Source organism: Streptomyces sp. NPDC020898 (genome assembly GCF_044333925.1).
Classification (GTDB): Bacteria; Actinomycetota; Actinomycetes; order Streptomycetales; family Streptomycetaceae; genus Streptomyces.
Window position 1 is genome coordinate 491,231 of sequence record NZ_JBIRRV010000001.1, and the last position, 18,597, is coordinate 509,827.

18 protein-coding genes are annotated in these 18,597 nt (G+C 71.0%); 10 read left to right on the forward strand and 8 right to left on the reverse strand.

All coding sequences use genetic code 11. The features are described from left to right. Positions 1-18: 18 nt before the first annotated feature. Both ACH4TV_RS02205 and ACH4TV_RS02210 read right to left on the reverse strand, forming a co-directional pair. Positions 19-1,563, reverse strand: coding sequence for an HtaA domain-containing protein (locus ACH4TV_RS02205; RefSeq protein WP_398393315.1), 1,545 nt, complete (start codon positions 1,561-1,563; stop codon positions 19-21). A 64-nt stretch (positions 1,564-1,627) separates the two neighbouring features. Beyond that, positions 1,628-3,100, reverse strand: coding sequence for an HtaA domain-containing protein (locus ACH4TV_RS02210; RefSeq protein WP_398393317.1), 1,473 nt, complete (start codon positions 3,098-3,100; stop codon positions 1,628-1,630). Positions 3,101-3,191: 91 nt separating this feature from the next. Here ACH4TV_RS02210 and ACH4TV_RS02215 point away from each other — a divergent pair, with 91 nt between their 5' ends. From ACH4TV_RS02215 to ACH4TV_RS02245, 7 genes are all read left to right on the forward strand, one after another. Further along, entirely contained in the window at positions 3,192-4,313 is a 1,122-nt protein-coding gene (locus tag ACH4TV_RS02215; RefSeq protein ID WP_398393319.1) for a hemin ABC transporter substrate-binding protein, read from the forward strand. Next, complete coding sequence (locus ACH4TV_RS02220; RefSeq protein WP_398393321.1) at positions 4,310-5,395, forward strand: FecCD family ABC transporter permease; 1,086 nt, start codon at positions 4,310-4,312, stop codon at positions 5,393-5,395. Before ACH4TV_RS02215 ends, ACH4TV_RS02220 begins: the two co-directional genes overlap by 4 nt. A gap of 108 nt (positions 5,396-5,503) precedes the next feature. Continuing rightward, positions 5,504-6,328: a heme ABC transporter ATP-binding protein gene (locus ACH4TV_RS02225; protein WP_398393323.1), complete on the forward strand. Its 825-nt coding sequence runs from the start codon at positions 5,504-5,506 to the stop codon at positions 6,326-6,328. A gap of 220 nt (positions 6,329-6,548) precedes the next feature. Continuing rightward, positions 6,549-7,691, forward strand: coding sequence for an iron uptake system protein EfeO (efeO, locus tag ACH4TV_RS02230; protein WP_398393325.1), 1,143 nt, complete (start codon positions 6,549-6,551; stop codon positions 7,689-7,691). 17 nt (positions 7,692-7,708) lie between these two features. Next, the gene (efeB, locus tag ACH4TV_RS02235) at positions 7,709-8,986 is read left to right on the forward strand and encodes an iron uptake transporter deferrochelatase/peroxidase subunit (protein WP_398393327.1); all 1,278 of its coding nucleotides are present in this window, start codon (positions 7,709-7,711) and stop codon (positions 8,984-8,986) included. Positions 8,987-8,988: 2 nt separating this feature from the next. Then, on the forward strand, positions 8,989-9,873 hold the full coding sequence (efeU, locus tag ACH4TV_RS02240; RefSeq protein ID WP_398393328.1) for an iron uptake transporter permease EfeU: 885 nt from the start codon (positions 8,989-8,991) through the stop codon (positions 9,871-9,873). Beyond that, positions 9,821-10,864, forward strand: a complete 1,044-nt coding sequence (locus ACH4TV_RS02245) for a hypothetical protein (RefSeq protein ID WP_398393330.1) — start codon at positions 9,821-9,823, stop codon at positions 10,862-10,864. Before efeU ends, ACH4TV_RS02245 begins: the two co-directional genes overlap by 53 nt. A gap of 150 nt (positions 10,865-11,014) precedes the next feature. Here ACH4TV_RS02245 and ACH4TV_RS02250 read toward each other — a convergent pair whose 3' ends face one another. Beyond that, positions 11,015-11,761: a bifunctional DNA primase/polymerase gene (locus ACH4TV_RS02250; RefSeq protein WP_398393332.1), complete on the reverse strand. Its 747-nt coding sequence runs from the start codon at positions 11,759-11,761 to the stop codon at positions 11,015-11,017. A 174-nt stretch (positions 11,762-11,935) separates the two neighbouring features. Further along, a complete protein-coding gene (locus tag ACH4TV_RS02255) occupies positions 11,936-12,601 on the reverse strand; it encodes a TetR/AcrR family transcriptional regulator (RefSeq protein WP_398393334.1) in 666 nt (221 codons plus the stop codon). 100 nt (positions 12,602-12,701) lie between these two features. On the opposite strand from ACH4TV_RS02255, the gene ACH4TV_RS02260 reads away from it, so the two are divergent. Further along, a complete protein-coding gene (locus ACH4TV_RS02260; RefSeq protein WP_398393336.1) occupies positions 12,702-12,962 on the forward strand; it encodes a DUF6243 family protein in 261 nt (86 codons plus the stop codon). Between the two features lie 121 nt (positions 12,963-13,083). On the opposite strand, the gene ACH4TV_RS02265 is transcribed toward ACH4TV_RS02260, so the two are convergent. After that, entirely contained in the window at positions 13,084-13,623 is a 540-nt protein-coding gene (locus tag ACH4TV_RS02265) for a GNAT family N-acetyltransferase (protein ID WP_398393337.1), read from the reverse strand. Positions 13,624-13,840: 217 nt separating this feature from the next. Here ACH4TV_RS02265 and ACH4TV_RS02270 point away from each other — a divergent pair, with 217 nt between their 5' ends. After that, positions 13,841-14,161: a hypothetical protein gene (locus ACH4TV_RS02270; RefSeq protein ID WP_398395309.1), complete on the forward strand. Its 321-nt coding sequence runs from the start codon at positions 13,841-13,843 to the stop codon at positions 14,159-14,161. Between the two features lie 16 nt (positions 14,162-14,177). Here ACH4TV_RS02270 and ACH4TV_RS02275 read toward each other — a convergent pair whose 3' ends face one another. Continuing rightward, a complete protein-coding gene (locus ACH4TV_RS02275; protein WP_398393339.1) occupies positions 14,178-15,176 on the reverse strand; it encodes a small ribosomal subunit Rsm22 family protein in 999 nt (332 codons plus the stop codon). Between the two features lie 98 nt (positions 15,177-15,274). On the opposite strand from ACH4TV_RS02275, the gene ACH4TV_RS02280 reads away from it, so the two are divergent. Continuing rightward, positions 15,275-16,003 carry a class I SAM-dependent methyltransferase gene (locus ACH4TV_RS02280; protein WP_398393341.1) on the forward strand — a complete coding sequence of 243 codons (729 nt, stop codon included), beginning with the start codon at positions 15,275-15,277 and terminating at the stop codon, positions 16,001-16,003. Positions 16,004-16,048: 45 nt separating this feature from the next. On the opposite strand, the gene ACH4TV_RS02285 is transcribed toward ACH4TV_RS02280, so the two are convergent. Then, entirely contained in the window at positions 16,049-17,233 is a 1,185-nt protein-coding gene (locus ACH4TV_RS02285; protein WP_398393343.1) for a serine hydrolase domain-containing protein, read from the reverse strand. Continuing rightward, on the reverse strand, positions 17,185-18,489 hold the full coding sequence (locus ACH4TV_RS02290) for a multidrug effflux MFS transporter (RefSeq protein ID WP_398393345.1): 1,305 nt from the start codon (positions 18,487-18,489) through the stop codon (positions 17,185-17,187). The genes ACH4TV_RS02285 and ACH4TV_RS02290 overlap by 49 nt, the downstream gene beginning before the upstream one ends. Between the last annotated feature and the right edge of the window lie 108 nt (positions 18,490-18,597).

The following is an 18,597-nucleotide window of genomic DNA, read 5'->3' on the forward strand; positions in this document are numbered from 1 at the left end:
ACCAGGTACACGTACCGACTAGGCGTCCGTACGCCGCCGCCGTACCGCCAGCACCACGGCCGCGCCCGCCGCCACCGTCACCGCGGCGGCCGTGCCCAGCGCGCCCACCGGAACGCCCGCGCCGGTGGCCGCGAGGCCGCCGGTCAGACCGCCGGTCGTGGAACCCGTCGTACCGCCGCCGGTGGTGGAGCCCGTCGTGCCAGAGGAGCCGCCCGTGGTGCCGCCCGAGGTGCCCGAGCCGCCCGTGGAAGCCGATCCGCCGTCGCCGCCCGGGAGTTCGGCGCCCTCGCTCAGCGCCACGGACAGGTCGACCGGGTCGAGCTGCGTGCCCGTCGGGTAGAAGTCGCCGAAGGCCTTCGCGCCGGCGGCGGTGATCGTGGCGGTGACGTCGGAGAGGGTGATGACGTCGTTCTCGGCGACGAGGTCGGCCGCGTCGGTCGTCAGGTCGGCCAGGACCACGTCGGCGGACGTCTCGCCGAGGCTCTCCACGTCGGCGGTGAGTTCGCCGGCGCCGTTGTCGATGGTCGCCTTGAGGTCGCTGAGGGTGAGGTCGAGACCGTAAGAGCCGTTGTCCTCATGGCCCTTGAAGTTCACGGCGCCCGCGAAGGCGGCGGAGAGGGTCTCGGCGTCGGTGTCGTACGTGCCCGAGCCGTCGACGAAAGTGAACACCCCGTTGCCTGCGGCCTGGGTCGCCCCGGCCGACGTCGTGATCGCGCCCTTGGCGACGCCGTCCACGACGTACGTACGGAAGGACTGCTTGACGCCCCAGCCGAGCGTGCCGTCGGTGATGTCCCCGCTCACCGGGGCGGTGGCGGTGTCCGAGGGCGATGCCGAGGGAGAGGCGGATTCCGAGGCGCCCTGCGACGGCGAGGGGGACGCCGAGGTCGATGCCGAGGCAGATGCCGATGCGGACGGGCTCGCCGAGGTGGACGGTGACGGCGATACCGACGGGCTCGTGCTCGTGCTCGGCGACGCGGACGGGCTCGGGGACTCGGGCGTCTTCTTCACCACCGTCAGGGGGTCGCCGGCCGCCCCGCTGTAGCTGGAGCTGCCGAAGACGGTCGCGGCCTCCGGCGTCAGCTTGGTCGCCATGTCCGTCATCGCCTGGGTGACCGTGACGTCGGCGAGCGGTACGTCGTCCTGGGTGGCGCCGCTCTGCGTCACATCGGCGGTGATCTTCGCCGCCTTGCTGTCGAACTTCACGTCGGACAGGGTGAGTTCGAAGCGGTGGAGGGCGGACGCGATCTTCAGGCCGCCCTTGAACCCGAGGGCCACCGTGTGCGCGGTGGAGTCGTAGGTCCCGGTGCCCTCCGTGAAGGTGAACGCGCCGTTGTTCGCGGCCTGCGTGGCGCCGTCCGCCGGGGTGAAGGTGCCGGCCGCCATTCCGGTCACGTAGGTGCGGTACGACTGCTTGATGCCCCAGGTCAACTCGTAGCCGCTGAGCGGGACTTCGGCGGCCGAGGCGGTGGAGGCGACCGTCGTGGCGAGCGCGGTGGCGCCGAGTGCGACGGCCGTGGCCACGGCGGCGGCGAGGGTGAGCGGGCGTCTGGTGGTGGCGGACATGGTGGTGGTTCTCCTAGGTGGGTGGTCCGCCGACCGGCGGACTGCGTAAGGGAGTTGAGGGGGCTCAGTTCTTTTCGGGCGCTTCGGTGGCGGGCTGGGCGCGGCGCCTGCGGGCGACGACCGCGAAGGCCGCGGCCACCAGCAGGAGGGAGCCGACCGCCAGGCCGATGGGCAGGAGCGGTGATCCGTCGTCGGAGCCGGAGCCGGAGCCGGTGTCGCTCGCGGCGTTCTCCGTGTCCGGCGCGGCCGACTTCGCCGCTGCCTCCGCCTCCGGTGTCGCGGACGCGTCCGCCGCGGTGCCCGCGCTGCCCAGGTCGGGCAGGGCGGGGAGTTCGGCGGCGTCGGTGAGGGCGACGGCGAGCGAGACGGGGTCCATCTCCGTGCCCGCCTTGTACATCCCGCCGAAGGCCTTCGCCCCGCGCTCGGTGAGTTTCGCGGGCGCCTCGGTCAGCGTGACCAGGCCGGCCTTGGGGGCCAGGTTCTTGGCGGTGAACGTGACGAGCGGGACGTCGGTGCCCTTGAAGTCGGCGCCGGTGGCATCGGCGTAGAGCGTGCCGGTGCCGTTCTTGCCGACGACGGTCCGCAGGCCGCTCAGTGCCAGATCGAGGCCGTTCTCGCCGGTGAAGCGCACCGCGCCCTTGAACGTGGCCGTCAACTCGCCGTCCTTGTACGTCCCTTCACCGCTCGGGAAGCGGAAGAGCGCGCCCCCGTCCTGGGCGCCGGAGGACAGCGTCCACTTGCCCTTGGCGATGTCACCGGTGACGTACTCGCGGAAGGTGCGGCGCACGCCCCAGTCGACGGCTCCGTCCTTGATCGCACCCGAAGTCGCCTTCGGGGACGGCGACTTGGAAGCGGACGGGGTGGGCGCCTTCGTCGTCGGTGTCTCCGTCGGCTGCCTGGTGGCCGCCGCCTGGACGTCCGCCGACAGGCTCACCGGGTCGAGTTCGGTGCCCGCCTCGTAGTACCCGGCGAAGGACCTGGCGCCCTCGGCGGTGAGCCTGGCGGGGAGGTTGTTGAGGGCGACCGCGTTGCCGCCGCCCCGCATGTCGATCCCGCCCAACGTGAGGGAGGCGAAGGGCACTTGCGAGGACGTCGTGACCGTCCCGGTGTCCTTCTCCTTGCTGGTGACGTCGACGTGGAGGGTGCCGGACCCCCCGGAGATACGGACGGTGGGGCGGCTGATCGTGAGGTCGAGCTGGTGGGTCCCGTCGGCCTTCTTGTGGCCGACGAAGTGGACGCCCCCGGAGAAGCCGGCGCGGAAGGCGCCCGTGTCGCCGTCGTAGGTGCCCGTCGCCGAGTGGAAGCGGAACTGGCTGCCGCCGACGGTCGCGGCGCCCGAGGTGAGGGAGAAACTCCCCTTGGCTATCGGGCCGGTGACGTAGCTCTGGAAGGACGACTTGATGCCCCAGTCGAGCCTTCCGCCCTGCACGGTACGGCTCGCGGCGTGCGCGGCGGTGGCCGGGAGGAGAGCTCCCAGGACGGCCAGGCAGAGCCCGGCGACGCTGCCGCACAGCCGCAGGCGGAGGGATGGGGGCATGTGGGTTGACCTCCGGTTCGACGCAATCTAGCCAGGAAGGTAAGGCTAACCTAAGCTAAACCTAAGAGTGGCGGAAGGGGACGGAGAGAAAATGGCGAGAGTGCGAGGGCGTGGCGGGCCGGGCCGACCGGGCGGACCGGACAGTGCGGTGTGCATACGGCCGGCGCGCATCCGGCTGGCGGGTGCGCTGTTGTCCGTACTCGCTCTCACGGCTGCGGCGACCGGCTGCAGCACCGCGGACGGGACATCCCAGACCCGGGACCAGGACCAGGCCCGGGCAGGGGCCACGGCCACCGCCGCCGCGGATCGCGTCGAACCTCTCGCGAACCCTGCCGAGCCCCGACTCCCGGTCACCGTACGGTCGTCCGACGGCGCCGAGGTGACGGTCGAGGCCGCCGAGCGGATCGTGCCGCTCTCCGGCAGCCTCAGCGAGATCGTGTTCACGCTCGGGCTCGGTGACCGGGTCGTCGCCCGGGACATCACCGCGACCTTCGCGCAGGCGGAGAAGCTGCCGATCGTCACCCGCAACCACGACGTCTCCGCCGAGAGCGTGCTCTCCCTCAAGCCCGACCTGGTCATCGCCGAGACGACGACCGGGCCCGAGGAGGCCATCGGCCAGATCCGCGACGCCGGCGTCCCGGTCCTCGTGATCGACCCGGCGAAGGACCTCGGCGACGTCGGCCCGCGCATCCAGGCGGTCGCCGTCGCGCTCGGCGTACCGTCCGCCGGGAAGGAGCTGACGAAGCGCTCCGAGGACCGGATCGCCTCCGTGCGCAAGGAGATTCCGCAGCAGAGCGAGAGCCCTCGCGTCGCCTTCCTCTATCTGCGCGGCTCGGCCTCCGTCTATCTCATCGGCGGCAAGGACTCGGGCGCCACCTCGCTGCTGGAGGCCGCCGGGGCCGTCGACGCGGGCGCGGAGTCGGGGCTGGAGAAGGACTTCACCGCCATCACCACCGAGGCGCTCGCCCAGGCCGCGCCCGACGCGATCCTCGTCATGACCAAGGGACTTGCTTCCGTCGGCGGCATCGACGGCATGGTCGAGATCCCCGGCGTCGCACAGACCCCGGCCGGGATGGAACGCCGGGTCGTCTCGATCGAGGACGGCGTACTCCTCAACTACGGGCCGCGAACGGACCAGGTACTGAAGTCGATCGTCGAGCAGTTGTACGGCGACAGCGGAAGCGGCGGAAGCGGCGACGGGGATGCTCGATGACCTTGCTGGACAAGGTGGTTGAAGCCACGGAGGAGGCGTCGTCCGTACGCAAAGGGCGCGGTCGTACGTGGCTGCTGACCGCCGGACTGGTCGTCGCCCTGCTCGTCCTCGTCCCGGTCGCCGCCGGGCTGGGCGCCTATCCCATCCCCACCGGTGACGTGTTGGGCTCGGTACTCCACCGGATCGGCCTCGGCGGCACCGAGTTGGAGCGCGTCCCCGAGTCCGTCCTGTGGAACGTCCGCTTCCCGCGCATCGTGCTCGCGCTGCTCGTCGGGGCCTCGCTGGGCTGTGCGGGGGCGCTGATGCAGGGCATGTTCAGCAATCCGCTCGCCGAGCCGAGCATCATCGGCGTCTCCTCGGGCGCGGCGGTCGGGGCGGTGGGCGCGATCTCGCTCGGCCTCACCTTCCTCGGTACGGTGACGATCCCGGCCATCGCCTTCGTCACGGGGCTCGCCACGGTCCTGCTGGTGTACTCGATGTCGCGCTCCGGCGGCCGTACGGAGGTCGTGACGCTGATCCTCACCGGCATCGCCGTGAACGCCTTCGCGGGCGCGCTGATCGGTCTCTTCCTGTTCTTCGCGGACACGGCGGCGGTCAACCAGATCACCTTCTGGCAGCTCGGCTCCCTCGCCCAGGCCACCTGGTCCAAGGTGCTGGCGGTCGTGCCCTTCGCAGCAGTGGGTCTGCTGATCGCTCCCCTCTACACCCGCCGCCTGGACCTCCTGTCCCTCGGCGAGCGTCCTGCCCGGCACCTGGGCGTCGACGTGGAACGCATGCGGGTTGTACTGATTCTGGTGATCTCGCTGCTCACGGCGGCGGCGGTCGGTGTGTCGGGGATCATCGGCTTCGTCGGCCTGGTCATCCCCCATCTGCTGCGGATGGCGGCGGGGCCGGGGCATCGGTTCCTCGTGCCGGGGAGTGCGCTGGGTGGGGCGGTGGTGTTGCTCGCGGCGGATCTGGCGGCGCGGACGGTTGCCGCGCCGGCGGAGTTGCCGCTGGGTGTTCTTACCGCCTTGCTGGGCAGCCCGTTCTTCTTCTGGCTGCTGCGGAGGACTCGGCGGCGGCAAGGGGGGTGGGCCTGAGGGTTGTGTGTTGTCTGCGGGTGCGTGGGGGCTGGTCGCGCAGTTCCCCGCGCCCCTAGGTGGGTCTACGTGCCCTCTGTTTCCACTTCGCCCCCAAGGATCCTCCCCATGAGACTTCTGCGTCCCCGTCCGACACCTCCGCCCGCTTCCGAACCGGGAGACGTTCTCGCCGAAGCCGAAGGGCTTCATGTTCGCCTTGGTTCGCGGGAGGTGCTGGCCGGTGTCGATGTGATCGCCCGGGCCGGGGAGGTGCTTGCGCTCGTCGGGCCCAACGGGGCCGGGAAGTCGACCCTGTTGGGGGCGCTGGCCGCCGATCTCCCGGCCGCCGCAGGGGTCGTACGGATTCATGGCCGGCCCGCCGCCGAGTGGCCCGCGGCCGAGCTCGCGCTGCGCCGGGCGGTGTTGCCGCAGGCCGCGTCGCTCTCCTTCCCGTTCGCGGTCGAGGAGGTCGTACGGATGGGCCGGGCGCCCTGGGCCGGTACCGAGCGGGAGGACGACGACGACCTGGCGGTGGCCGGGGCGATGAGGGCCGCCGAGGTGGCCGGGTTCGCCGTACGGCCGTTCTCGGCGCTCAGCGGCGGTGAGCGGGCCCGGGTGGCGCTGGCCCGGGTGCTCGCCCAGCGGGCACCGCTGCTGCTGCTCGACGAGCCGACCGCCGCGCTGGACCTGCGTCACCAGGAGCTGGTGCTGCGGGTGTGCCGGGAGCGGGCGCGGGCCGGGGACGCGGTGGTGGTCGTCCTGCACGATCTGGGGCTCGCGGCGGCCTACGCCCACCGGGTGGCGATCCTGAGCGCCGGGCGGGTGGTGGCGGACGGGCCGCCCGCCACGATCTTCGACGAGCGGTTGCTGTCGGAGGTCTATCGGCAGCCCATCGAGGTGTTTCCGCATCCGCGCACCGGAGCTGTCCTGATCTCGCCCGTGCGGGGCTCTTGAGCCGCACCATGCCTGTGCATTACCCGTGCGTGGCGTGCAATTTAAGTCACCTTTAGGTCGCCGTGATCGGAGCGTGCCCATACAGCGTCGATGAGAGGTGAATCACCGATTGTCCGGGTATTACTGAGGCAAGCCTTAGGTAAGTTAGGGCCGCCTCACCACACCTGTGTGAGCCTGGACACGTCGATTTTTCGCCACTGGCGATCCCTCAGGAGCCCGCATGCGAGCCGTCAGACTCTCCGTCGTCACCGCCGCCGCCACCGCAGCGGCCCTGGCCGCCGTCACGGGGTGCACGGAGAAGGGCAGCTCCGGGAGCGGCGGCGAAGGCGTCATCAGCGTCACCGCGACGGACGACAAGTGCGAGGTGTCGAAGAAGGAGTTCCCGGCCGGGCACATCGAGCTCGACATCGAGAACAAGGGCTCCAAGGTCACCGAGGTCTACGTCCTCTTCCCGGACGACCGGATCGTCACCGAGCGCGAGAACATCGGCCCCGGCACCAAGCAGAAGGTCACCGCCGAGGTGAAGGCCGGCGACTACACGATCGCCTGCAAGCCCGGCATGAAGGGCGACGGCATCCGCCAGGCCGTCAAGGCCACCGGCGGCAAGGTCGCCAAGCGCGACCCGCGTCTGGACGCGGCCGTCGCCGCCTACCGCAAGTACGCGCAGGAGCAGGCCGACGCGACGCTGCCGCTCGCCGAGGTCTTCGCCAAGGCGGTCAAGGACGGCGACATCGAAGCCGCGAAGAAGGCGTACGCGCCCTCCCGTATCGGCTGGGAGCGCACCGAGCCGGTCGCCGAGTCCTTCGGTGACATCGACCCGAAGGTCGACGTCCGCGCGGACGGTCTGGAGGCCGGCCAGGAGTTCACCGGCTGGCACCGGTTGGAGAAGTCCCTCTGGGAGGACAAGAAGCTCACCGCCGAGGACAAGACCCTCGCCGACCAGCTGATCACCGACCTGAAGGACTGGCAGAAGCGGGTCGGCAAGGCGGAGATCACCCCGACCTCGATGGCGAACGGCGCCAAGGAGCTGCTCGACGAGGTCGCCACCGGCAAGGTCACCGGCGAGGAGGAGCGCTACTCGCACACCGACCTCGTCGACTTCAAGGCCAACGTCGAGGGCGCCCAGGACGCGTACGAGCTGCTGAAGCCGGTCGCGAAGGAGAACGACGCGGCGCTGGTCACGGAGCTGGACAAGCAGTTCGCTGCCCTGAACACGCTGCTCGACAAGTACCGCGCGGACAAGAACTCGTACGACTTCACCTCGTACGACAAGGTCGGCGAGGCCGATCGCAAGCAGCTCTCGGACGCGGTGAACGCGCTCGCCGAGCCGCTGTCCAAGCTCGCCGCCGCCGTCGTGAAGTAAGCGGGGGATTCACTGTCATGACGGAGATACCAGAAACCACAGACGGTACCGCCGGCGGTACCTCGCGGCGGGCGCTGATCGGCTGGGGCGGGGCCGGGCTCGCGCTCGGGGCCGCCACGGCCGGGGGCGGGGTGGCGATGACGCGCGCCGGCGACGACGTACAGACGGTCGCCGCCGAGGCGGGCGGGGCCGTCGACTTCCACGGCGGGCACCAGGCGGGGATCGCGACGCCGGTGCAGGACAGGCTGCACTTCGCCGCGTTCGACCTGGAGACGGACGACCGCGCCGAGTTCGTACAGATGCTCAAGGACTGGACGGCGGCGGCCCGGCGGATGACGGCCGGGCAGGCGGTCGGTGAGGGCGCGTACGGCGGTCTGGCCGAGGCGCCGCCGGACGACACCGGTGAGGCGCTGGGGCTGAAGCCGTCGCGGCTGACGCTGACGATCGGGTTCGGGCCCGGCCTGTTCGAGAAGCTCGGGCTGGCGGACCGGCGGCCCGAGGCGCTCGTCGACCTGCCGCAGTTCCCCGGCGACAACCTCGACAAGAACCGCAGCGGCGGCGATGTGTGCATACAGGCGTGCTCGGACGATCCGCAGGTCGCGGTGCACGCCGTCCGCAACCTGGCCCGGATCGGCTTCGGCAAGGTCTCGGTGCGCTGGTCGCAGCTCGGCTTCGGCAAGACCTCGTCGACGACGCCCGAGGCGCAGACCCCGCGCAACCTGCTGGGCTTCAAGGACGGCACCCGCAACATCGCGGGCACCGAGACGGCCCGGCTGAAGAAGTTCGTGTGGGTGGACGGCGCGGACACCGACAACAACTCGGCCTGGATGGACGGGGGTTCGTATCTCGTCGCCCGGCGCATCCGGATGCACATCGAGCCCTGGGACCGGACGTCGTTGCAGGAGCAGGAGGACATCATCGGGCGCGACAAGGGCGAGGGTGCCCCGGTCGGCAAGGCGAAGGAGCGCGACGAGCCGTTCCTGAAGGCCATGTTGCCCGACGCGCACGTCCGGCTCGCGCACCCCGACTCCAACCACGGGGCGACGCTCCTGCGTCGCGGCTACTCCTTCACGGACGGCACGGACGGGCTGGGCCGGCTTGAGGCGGGCCTGTTCTTCCTCGCCTACCAGCGGGACGTGCGGACCGGCTTCATCCCTGTCCAGCGCACCCTGGCGCGCACGGACGCGCTCAACGAGTACATCCAGCATGTGGGTTCGGCCGTCTTCGCGGTTCCTCCGGGTGTCCGGGACAAGGACGACTGGTGGGGCCGCGCGTTGTTCTCCGAGGGGGCCTAGCCGTGTTCGCGAACTATCTGATCGGTCTGCGCGAGGGGCTGGAAGCCAGTCTCGTCGTCTGCATCCTCATCGCCTATCTGGTGAAGACGGACCGCCGGGACGCCCTGAAGCCGATCTGGATCGGCATCGGGGTGGCCATCACGCTGGCCCTCGCCTTCGGCTGCGCGCTCGAATTCGGCTCCCAGGAGCTGACGTTCGAGGCGCAGGAGGCGCTCGGCGGCTCGCTGTCGATCGTCGCCGTGTGTCTGGTGACGTGGATGGTCTTCTGGATGCGGCGCACCGCCCGGCACCTGAAGGCGGACCTGCACGGCAAGCTGGACGCCGCCCTCCAGATGGGCACGGGCGCGCTGGTCGCGACCGCGTTCCTGGCGGTGGGCCGGGAGGGCCTGGAGACCGCGCTGTTCGTGTGGACGTCGGTGCGGGCGTCCGGCGACGGCACCCAAGGGCCCCTGATCGGCGTGCTGTTGGGCATCGCGACGGCGGTCGTGCTCGGCTACCTCTTCTACCGGGGCGCCCTGCGCATCAACCTGTCCCGGTTCTTCACCTGGACCGGCGGCATGCTGGTCGTGGTCGCGGCGGGCGTCCTCGCGTACGGCTTCCACGACCTCCAGGAGGCCGACATCGTGCCCGGCCTGACCAACAAGGCCTTCGACATCAGCGAGACGATCCCGCCGGACAGCTGGTACGGCACGCTCCTCAAGGGCGTTCTCAACTTCCAGCCGGACCCGACCGTCCTCCAGGTCACGGTGTGGGCGCTCTACTTGATCCCGACGCTCGCACTGTTCCTCGCCCCGGTAGGGTTCGCCTCCGGGAAGGGGAAGGTGAAGCCAGCTGATGAGCAGGGTGAGCAGGGGTCGCAGCCCTCGAAGTCCACAAACGCCTCGTAGGCCGCGAACGCCACGAGGTCTTCTTGGCCGGAGCGCTCTCGCGGTGGCCTCGGTGACCGTGTTGTCGCTGTCGGCGAGCGGCTGTGTCGTGGTGCACGGCGAGCGCGAGGTGATCCCGGCGGCGACCCGGGCGGAGGCGTCCGAGGCGCTGAAGGACTTCACGACGGCGTACAACAAGGCGGACAAGGCGTACGACCGTTCTCTGGACGCCGACCATGTCACCGGCGCCCTCGGCGCGATCGACGCGGCCCGACTGGACGCCGGTCGCGAGATCAGCCCGGCCGGCAACCCGTCGTACGTACCGCTGGAGCTGACGGACGCCCGGTTCGCGATCCCCAAGAAGGCGGGCTGGCCGCGCTGGTTCGTCGCGGACGCCGACGCCAACAAGGGCAACGAGGCGCGCTGGCTGCTGGTGTTCACGCGCAGCAACGTGGTCGAGCCGTGGGCGGTCGCCTATCTGACGCTTCTCGACCCGGACGACGTACCGCGGTTCAGGACGGACAACGACGGCTGGGCGGAGCCGGTGGCGGCGAACTCGGCCGAACTGGCCGTCGCGCCCGAGGACTTGAGCGCGGACTACGCGACGTACCTGAAGAGCGGCAGCGGCGCTGTCTTCGCGCCCGGTGTGCACACGAGCGGCTGGGTGACGCAGCGTCAGAAGAGCGCCATCAAGCCCGGACTCGTCACCCAGTTCATCGACGAGCCGCTCACCAAGGGCGAGTTCGCCCCGCTGGGCCTGCGGACGACGGACGGCGGCGCGCTGGTCTTCTTCGCCACGCACCACTACGAGAAGCAGACGGCCGCCCAGGGCACGTCGATCCCGGCGCCGGGCGACAGCGTGCTGGCGCTGACGACGGGCGAGATCAAGCAGTCACTGACCCTGGAGTTCGTGTCGAACCAGGCGGTACTGGACCCGGGCAAGGGCGCCGCGAACCAGGGCGTGCAGTTCCTGAGCCGTATCCAGGGCCTGACGGCGGCGCAAGGCGAGTAACTACCGGACTGGCCATAAGCGGCCTCGGGGAAGTCGGGTGCGGAACCGCGCCCTTAAGGGGCGCGGGGCTGTGTCGATCTGCGGCTCCGCCGCGGGGCGCGACCAGCCCCACCGGCCCGCAGCGAACGAACCGCTCATCCCGCGGAGCGCTCAATTGCGGTGGGGCCAGGCCGCGGCGGCGTGGTCGGGCTCCTCGCCGGCGTACCGGGCGCAGGCGTCGGTGAGGACTTCGAGCAGACTGAGCGGGTCGGGCAGGGCGTGCTCCGGCCCGCGTACCCAGTACACGGCCTGGTCATTGGGCAGCCGGGCCGGCGGTACGAGGACGTAGGACCCCCGGCAGTGCCAGCGCAGCCCGGGATGCTCGTCCATCGTCTCCGGGTGGCAGTCCAGCTCGCAGGGCCACCACTCGTCCTCGTCGTCGGGGGTGCCGCGCGTGAGGGTGAAGAACAGCAGCCGTCCGTCGTCGCTCTCGGCGACGGGTCCGACCTCGATACCGGCCCCGAGCAGCCGCTCCAGCGCCTCGCGCCCCGCTTCGAGGGGGACGTCGAGGACGTCGTGGACTATGCCGGTCGCGGTAATGAAGTTGGCCTGCGGCTGATGCCGGGCCCATCGCTCGATCTGGGCGCGGTCGGTGGTGGACTGCGTGTGCCAGGCGAAGGAGATGGGGTGCCGGGCGGGCGTGGGACAGCCGACGCGGTCGCAGGAGCACCGGTAGGCGGAGGGGTGCGCGGCGGGCGCGAGGGGCAGTCCGGCACGGGCGGTGGCGAGCAGCAGTTCCTCACGGCGGCCGGCCTCGACCCCGAGGGCTTCCTCCCGGGCGCTCGCGCGGCGACCGCGCAGCCACTGGGAGATCCTGCCCTGCCGGCCCGTCGTACGACCGCCGAACTCCGCGCTCATGTATCGCCTCGCCTCGCTGCTGTTGTGCGGACAGCCTGCTCCATGGTCCCACCATCCTGCGCCGTAGGGGGCCGGAGCCCACATCCGGGGTAGGTGGGACGAGGTGCACAGGGAGGGGGATCGACCGTTTTCCGGTTGATTAGCAGGATTTAGTAACCACTGTTTTCGGCCGTTCTACCGCTGATTGCCGCCAGGTGAGGCGATCCCGTGGAGGGCGTAGTCGACGAGGGTGTCCGTGTACTCGTACGAGATCGGCCCGGCGTACTGGAGCCAGCGCTGGGCGAGCGGGGAGACGAAGAGTTCGAGGGCGATACGGGGATCGATGTCCGCTCGCACCTGCCCGGCGTCCTGGGCGGCGCGCAGCCGCTGGACGTAGAGCTGAAGCGAGGGTTCGAGCAGCTTGGCGACGTATCTGCGGCCGAGTTCCTCGTTGACGAGGCCTTCGGCGGCGAGGCCGCGGTATGGAGCCTCGAACGCGGGATCGAGAAGCTCGTCGACGGTGGCACGCAGGACGAACTTGAGGTCGGCGGCGAGGTCGCCAGTGTCCGGGATGGCGTACTCCTGCCCGGGCGGAACGGCCTCGGCGGCCTGCTCGCTCCTGTCGACGAAGGCCTCCATGACCACGTCGGCCTTGGAGGACCACCACCGGTAGATAGTCTGCTTCCCGACGCCGGCCCGGGCGGCGATGCCCTCGATGGTCACCTTCTGGTACCCGACCTCACCGACGAGGGCGAGGGCGGCTTCATAGATGGCGCGACGGGACTTCTCGCTGCGACGGGTGGAGTCGGGGGCGGCTTTGGGAGGGGTGTCGGACCTGGCGGGCGTGGACTTCTGGACCATGTCGGCAATTTATCAGGTTGACAAGACGGAACGTCTCGCCGCAGGGTGAAGACGCACACAACGAGACGATACGTATCGTCAGAGACTGAGGAGACGGACCATGGCACGAGGTGGCGGAAACATGCTCGGCGTAGGCGGCACCCGCAGCAACCTGGGCAAGAACGCCCTGCGCGGCGGCGGCCGGGGCAAGCAGACGGGCGGCGGGGCGGACCCGCAGGCCCAGAAGCGCGAGCTGGTACGCAAGCTCCAGGAGAAGCGCGCAGAGGAAGAGGGCGCGCAGGAGGAAATCACGGTGGCCGCGCCCGATCCGACGGACGAGTCGGATCAGGCGGATCAGGCGGATCAGGCGGCGGGTTCGTAGGCAGCCGTGCGGACGGCCGAGCGGCGCGATCGAAAGCCCCGCTGTGCTTCCTCCCCACCAGCGAGCAGCCCGAGGGAATCCCGCCCTCGGGCTGTCCGACCTGGCGGCCTCGGGCTCGGGCTCAGGCGGACGGCATGACCGGGGACCGCACACCGAGCCACTGCTCGGCGTCCCAGGCCTCGAACCGCTCCACCTCGGTGAACCCCAGCTTTGCCGCGAGGCGCATCGAGCCGACGTTGGCGCTCTGGGTGGTGAGCACCACCGGCTCGCCGGGAAGGACGCCGTCGAACCAGTCGAGTGCCGCCGCGCACGCCTCGGCGGCGTACCCGGATCCCCACGCCCGCGGCAGGAACAGGTAGCCGAGGTCAGCCTTCCCCGCGGCAGCCGGGCGGCGGTGCCCCGTCGCTCTCCTGAGCAGGATCTGGCCGATCATCGCCCCGTCGAGATCGACGACGAAACTCCCGGGCCACCGCTCGGGCACCCCGGGCATCTCGCGCTCGAGCTCGTCACGCGGCCGGGGGCCACCGAGGTAGGTGTGCACCTCCGGCGACGCCAACAGCTCGATGAACGCCGCCCGGTCCCGGGCCTCGGGCTCACGGAGCACGAGCCTCTCGGTTCTGATCGGCGCGGGCGGCCAGTCGACGGGCCCCAGGTCTGACATGCGCGCAGGTTAACAGCCCTATAGGCGCGGGAAGTTGGGGTTCCTCTCGCCTTTCGCTCCGACCGAGATGGCCGTGGTCATGGACGACGCCGGGTAAGCCGTGGCCGAAAGCCCCAACAGCCGCACACACATACCGCGTTGTGGGGTCCAAGGGTGCCGCCATAAGGTCACCGGCATGTCATTACGTCTTCGTATGCGTCAAGCACTGCCGGAAGCGATGCGCGCCCGGGACAAGGCCGCGGTGAGCGCCCTGCGCGCGACACTTGGCGCCCTGGACAACGCCGAGGCAGTGCCCGTGGGCGAGGCCGAGCTCCGCGGCGTGGCCCTTGAGCAGTCCCCGGTCGGTGCCGGCGCCACCGAAGCAGTACGGCGTGAGTTGAGCGAGCGGAACGTGGTGGACGTCGTACGCGCCGAGGCCGCCGAGCGACTGGAGGCCGCCGCGCAGCTGACCACACCCGCGCACGCCGACCGAGCCGCGCGACTCCGCGAGGAGGCCGCCGTACTGCTTCGCTTCCTCGACGAACCGGGCACTGCATAGGAAACCCGAGCGAGCGCTAGCTCCCGCTCTCCTCCGCCGGCGGCCAAGCGTCCCCCCAGTCCGCGTCCCGCGCCGCCCGGTAGAGAAGACCGTGCCGCTTCGTGACCGTCGCCCTGCGCAGTGCGGGCTCCGTCTCGCACAGCTCCAGGAGTACCTGGCCCTTGCGGATCTGTGGCCTGCGTACGACGCGGGAGGGAGCCGGGGTCACCGGGAAGCGGGTGGCGGCGACGTAGCTGAACTTCTCGTCCTCGTACGCCAGGGAGCCGCCCTTCACCTTGCGGTGGAGGGAGGAGCGGCTGACCCGGGCGGAGAAGTGGCACCAGTCCTCGCCGGGGACGATGGGGCAGGCCTCGCTGTGGGGGCAAGGGGCGGCGATGTGGAACCCGGCGCGCACCAGCTGGTCGCGGGCCTCGATGACGCGGAGGTAGCCGTCGGGGGTGCCGGGTTCGATGACGACGACGGCCTGGGCGGCGCCGGCGGCCTCGTCGACGACGGAGGTGCGGTCGGCGTCGGTCAGTTCGCCCAGGACGTAGGAGATCGTGACGAGATCAGTGCTCTCGATCTTGAGCGCCGCTCCGATACGAGAGCGCTGCCACTCCGCGCCCTTCAGCTCCGGGTTGGCGGCGGCGATCTCCCGCCCCAGAGCGAGTGCGGGCTCGGCCCAGTCCAGGACAGTGACGGGCCGCGCCCCCTCCCAGACAGCGTTGACGGCCCACGTCGCGGCCCCCGTCCCGCCCCCGACGTCGACATGACTGCCGGGCGCCCAGCCGGGCGCGGCCTCGGCGAAGGCGTCCAGGGCCGAGCACACCGCCTCGAAGGTGGCCGGCATCCGGTAGGCGGCGTACGCCGCCACGTCGGAACGGTCCCGCAGCACGGGCGCATCGGTCGGCGTCCGCCCCCGGTACGTGGCGATCAGCCGCTCGACCGCCTGCGCGGCCGCCTTCGGCGGCAGACCGGCGAGCAGACCGGCGAGGGAGGCGCGTAGGGCGTCGGCGGGGGAAACGGGGGTGGTCACGGGGTGATTCTAAGAGGGATCAGGAGGTACGCCGATCTCGCGTACCCCCGACAAAACCGAGGGGCGGCCAGGCATCCGGCACGGATAGCGTCCGCCCCATGGCTCACGAAGTGTTCCAGCACCCCCGCCTCGCCGCCATCTACGACCCCCTCGACCCCGACCGCTCCGACCTCGACGCGTACGTCGCCCTCGCCACGGAGTTCGCCGCGCGCCGTGTCCTGGACATCGGCTGCGGCACCGGCGTGTTCGCGCTGCTGCTCGCGGACCGGGGCATCGAGGTGACCGGCGTCGACCCGGCCGTCGCCTCCCTCGACGTCGCCCGTGCCAAGCCCGGCGGTGAGCGGGTCCGCTGGATCCACGGCGACGCGACAGGCCTGCTGCCCCTTCAGGTGGACCTCGCGACGATGACCGCGAACGCGGCCCAGGAGATCAGCGACCCCCAGGACTGGCGGCAGACCCTGCGCGGTGTCTACGCCGCCCTCCGTCCCGGCGGTCACCTCGTCTTCGAGACCCGGGATCCTTCGAAGCGGGCCTGGGAGCAGTGGAACCGTGAGTCGTCGTACCGCGTGACGGAGGTCCCCGGCGTCGGCGCGGTGGACAGCTGGGTCGAGCTGGTCGGGGTCAACGGGCCGCTGGTGACGTTCCGTTGGACCTTCGTGTTCGCCTCGGACGGCGAGGTGCTGACGTCCGATTCGACGCTGCGTTTCCGTGAACGGAAAGAAGTCGAGGCGGAGTTGCTCCGCCAGGGCTATGAAGTGAAGGGCGTGCGCGACGCACCCGATCGGCCCGGGCGGGAGTTCGTGTTCGTCGCCCGGCGGCCTGCCTGACCGGCAGCGTGGGCAGCGTGGCGCCCGCTCGTCTCCCCCGCCCGCTCATCTCCCCCGTACCCCCCGAGCCACCCGGTCCCCCACCGCCACCCGGGGCCCGTTCCCCACGCGGCCCCAACTCCGCCTCGGATGCACCGCGTTCGCGAGCAGCACCGCGAACGTGTCGGTGGCCCGGTCCAGGACCAGGGACGTGCCCGTGAAGCCGGTGTGGCCGGCCGCTCCGCTCCCCGCCAACTCCCCCATGAACCATGGCTGGTCGACCGTGAAGCCGAGGCCCGGCGGGGTCAGCAGGAGTTCCACGAAGTCCGGGCCCAGGATGCGGGCCGGGCCGTACGCGCCGCCCGCCAGCAGGCAGCGGCAGAAGACCGCCAGGTCCGGGGCGGTCGAGAACAGGCCCGCGTGGCCCGCCACCCCGCCCAGGGCCCACGCGTTCTCGTCGTGGGCCTCGCCCCGCACCATCCCCCGTTCCGCCTTCGCCCACGGTCTGCGCTGGTCCTCGGTCGCCGCCGCGTCGGGGCACGGGCCGAAGTCGGTCGCCGTCATACCGAGGGGGCGGGTGATGCCCTCGTGGATCAGGACATCCAGAGTGCGGCCCGTGATGCGCTCCAGGACGTACTGGAGCAGGAGCATGTTCAGGTCGGAGTAGAGGTACGCCCCGGGAGCGGACGACGGTGCCTCCGACCGCAGCAGCGCTCGGCGGGCCGGGTCGTCCGGGCAGTCGTACAGCGGGAGTTCGGGGCGCAGGCCCGAGGTGTGGGTGAGCAACTGCCTTACGGTGATGCCGTGTTGGGCCGCCGCCGTGAAGTCCGGCAGGTACGCCGCCACCCGGGCGTCCATGCCCAGGGTGCCGCGCTCCATTTGCTGCACCGCCGCCACCGCCGTGAACAGTTTCGTCAGCGAGGCCAGGTCGAAGGGGGTGTCGATGGCGGCCCGGACCCTGGCTTCGTCCGGGAGTTCCACTCCCGTGTCCGTGCGCTCGTCGTACGACGCGTACCGCACCGCCCAGCCCGCCGCCGCCTCCACCGCGATCACCGGGCCGCGCCCGACGATCACCACCGCGGCCGGTGCCCACGGGCGCTGTCCTGCCGTGAGGGCGCGCACCTCTCGTACGAGGTGACGCATCTCCTCGGGGTCGAGGCCGGCCCGTTCCGGGGTGTCGACGCGCAGTCGCGGTGCGGCGCTCAGCTCTCCGCTCCCTCCAGGGTCGTACGTCTGTTCCAAGGACGGCACAGTCCCACGAAACAGCCGACCGCCACCAGCGCTGCCGCCAGTTGGACGACCGCCATCGGGACGGCGGTGTCGTCCCCGGCGATGCCCACGAGCGGGGAGGCGATGGCGCCGATCAGGAAGGAGGTGGTGCCCAGGAGGGCCGATGCGGCGCCCGCGGAGTGGTGTGTGCGCATCAGGGCGAGGGTCTGGGTGTTGGGCAGCGCCAGGCCCATCACCGACATCAGGACGAAGAGCGCCGCCGACACCGGGAACAGGCCCGCCTCGCCGAACACTCCCGTCGCCATCAGCAGGAGCGCCGTCGCCGCGAGGGTGATGACCGCGAGAGCCACCGCCAGCACCGTGTCCATCGACACCCGGCCGATCAGGACCTTGCCGTTGATCTGCCCGACGATCATCAGCCCGACCGAGTTGACGCCGAACAGCAGGCTGAACATCTGCGGGGAGGCTCCGTAGATCTCCTGGATCACGAAGGGGGACGCGGCGATGTACGCGAACAGGGCCGCGAAGGCGAAGCCGCCCGTCAGGACGTAGCCGGTGAAGACCCGGTCGGCGAGGAGGGTGCGCATCGAGCGCAGGGCCTCGCCGACTCCGCCGCTGTGGCGGTCGGCGGGGTCGAGGGTCTCGGGGAGGCGGAACCAGACCAGTACCGTCAGCGCGATCCCGACCACCGTGAGGACGGCGAAGACGCCCCGCCAGTCGGTCACGCGCAGGATCTGGCCGCCGATGAGCGGCGCGACGACCGGGGCGACCCCTGAGATCAGCATGAGGGTGGAGAAGAAGCGGGCCATGGCCTCGCCGTCGTACAGGTCCCGGACCATCGCTCTGGCGATGACTATCCCGGCCGAGCCGGCCAGACCCTGGACCAGCCTGAAGGCGACCAGGAACTCCAGGGACGGGGCGATGCCACACAGGACCGTCGCCACGACGTACAGGGCGAGGCCCGCCAGCAGGGGGCGTCTGCGGCCCCATCTGTCGCTCATCGGGCCGATCAGGAGCTGCCCGAGGGCCATGCCCGCCAGGCAGGCGGTGAGGGTCAGCTGGACGCTCGCGGCGGGGGCGTGCAGGGAGGTCGTGACCTCCGGGAGCGCCGGGAGGTACATGTCCATCGCCAGCGGGGGCGTCGCCGTCAGCCCGCCGAGGGTGAAGGTGACGAGGAGGCCGGTACGGCGGAGGGAACGGGTGGGGCGCGGGCTGTCTTTCCGTATCTCTCCCGCGGGACTCGTGTCGTCCCGCGTGGTTCGGCCACGCTCGGGCATACGCCCTCCCTTTTCGAGTAATCCGCCACCTATGCTCTCAGCTCGTACGGGCTGTTCGTACAGCGTGTTCGAGGTCACAGATCACTTATCAGTGGTCACAGATCACTT

Excerpts from the sequence above, each read along its gene's own strand:
- ACH4TV_RS02215 (WP_398393319.1), top strand. The coding sequence starts at position 3,192 with ATGGCGAGAGTGCGAGGGCGTGGCGGGCCGGGCCGACCGGGCGGACCG.
- ACH4TV_RS02220 (WP_398393321.1), top strand. The coding sequence starts at position 4,310 with ATGACCTTGCTGGACAAGGTGGTTGAAGCCACGGAGGAGGCGTCGTCC.
- ACH4TV_RS02205 (WP_398393315.1), bottom strand. The coding sequence starts at position 1,563 with ATGTCCGCCACCACCAGACGCCCGCTCACCCTCGCCGCCGCCGTGGCC.
- ACH4TV_RS02290 (WP_398393345.1), bottom strand. The coding sequence starts at position 18,489 with ATGCCCGAGCGTGGCCGAACCACGCGGGACGACACGAGTCCCGCGGGA.
- ACH4TV_RS02265 (WP_398393337.1), bottom strand. The coding sequence starts at position 13,623 with ATGTCAGACCTGGGGCCCGTCGACTGGCCGCCCGCGCCGATCAGAACC.
- ACH4TV_RS02260 (WP_398393336.1), top strand. The coding sequence starts at position 12,702 with ATGGCACGAGGTGGCGGAAACATGCTCGGCGTAGGCGGCACCCGCAGC.
- efeO (WP_398393325.1), top strand. The coding sequence starts at position 6,549 with ATGCGAGCCGTCAGACTCTCCGTCGTCACCGCCGCCGCCACCGCAGCG.
- ACH4TV_RS02270 (WP_398395309.1), top strand. The coding sequence starts at position 13,841 with ATGCGCGCCCGGGACAAGGCCGCGGTGAGCGCCCTGCGCGCGACACTT.
- ACH4TV_RS02245 (WP_398393330.1), top strand. The coding sequence starts at position 9,821 with ATGAGCAGGGTGAGCAGGGGTCGCAGCCCTCGAAGTCCACAAACGCCT.
- efeB (WP_398393327.1), top strand. The coding sequence starts at position 7,709 with ATGACGGAGATACCAGAAACCACAGACGGTACCGCCGGCGGTACCTCG.
- ACH4TV_RS02210 (WP_398393317.1), bottom strand. The coding sequence starts at position 3,100 with ATGCCCCCATCCCTCCGCCTGCGGCTGTGCGGCAGCGTCGCCGGGCTC.
- ACH4TV_RS02280 (WP_398393341.1), top strand. The coding sequence starts at position 15,275 with ATGGCTCACGAAGTGTTCCAGCACCCCCGCCTCGCCGCCATCTACGAC.
- ACH4TV_RS02250 (WP_398393332.1), bottom strand. The coding sequence starts at position 11,761 with ATGAGCGCGGAGTTCGGCGGTCGTACGACGGGCCGGCAGGGCAGGATC.
- ACH4TV_RS02225 (WP_398393323.1), top strand. The coding sequence starts at position 5,504 with ATGAGACTTCTGCGTCCCCGTCCGACACCTCCGCCCGCTTCCGAACCG.
- ACH4TV_RS02255 (WP_398393334.1), bottom strand. The coding sequence starts at position 12,601 with ATGGTCCAGAAGTCCACGCCCGCCAGGTCCGACACCCCTCCCAAAGCC.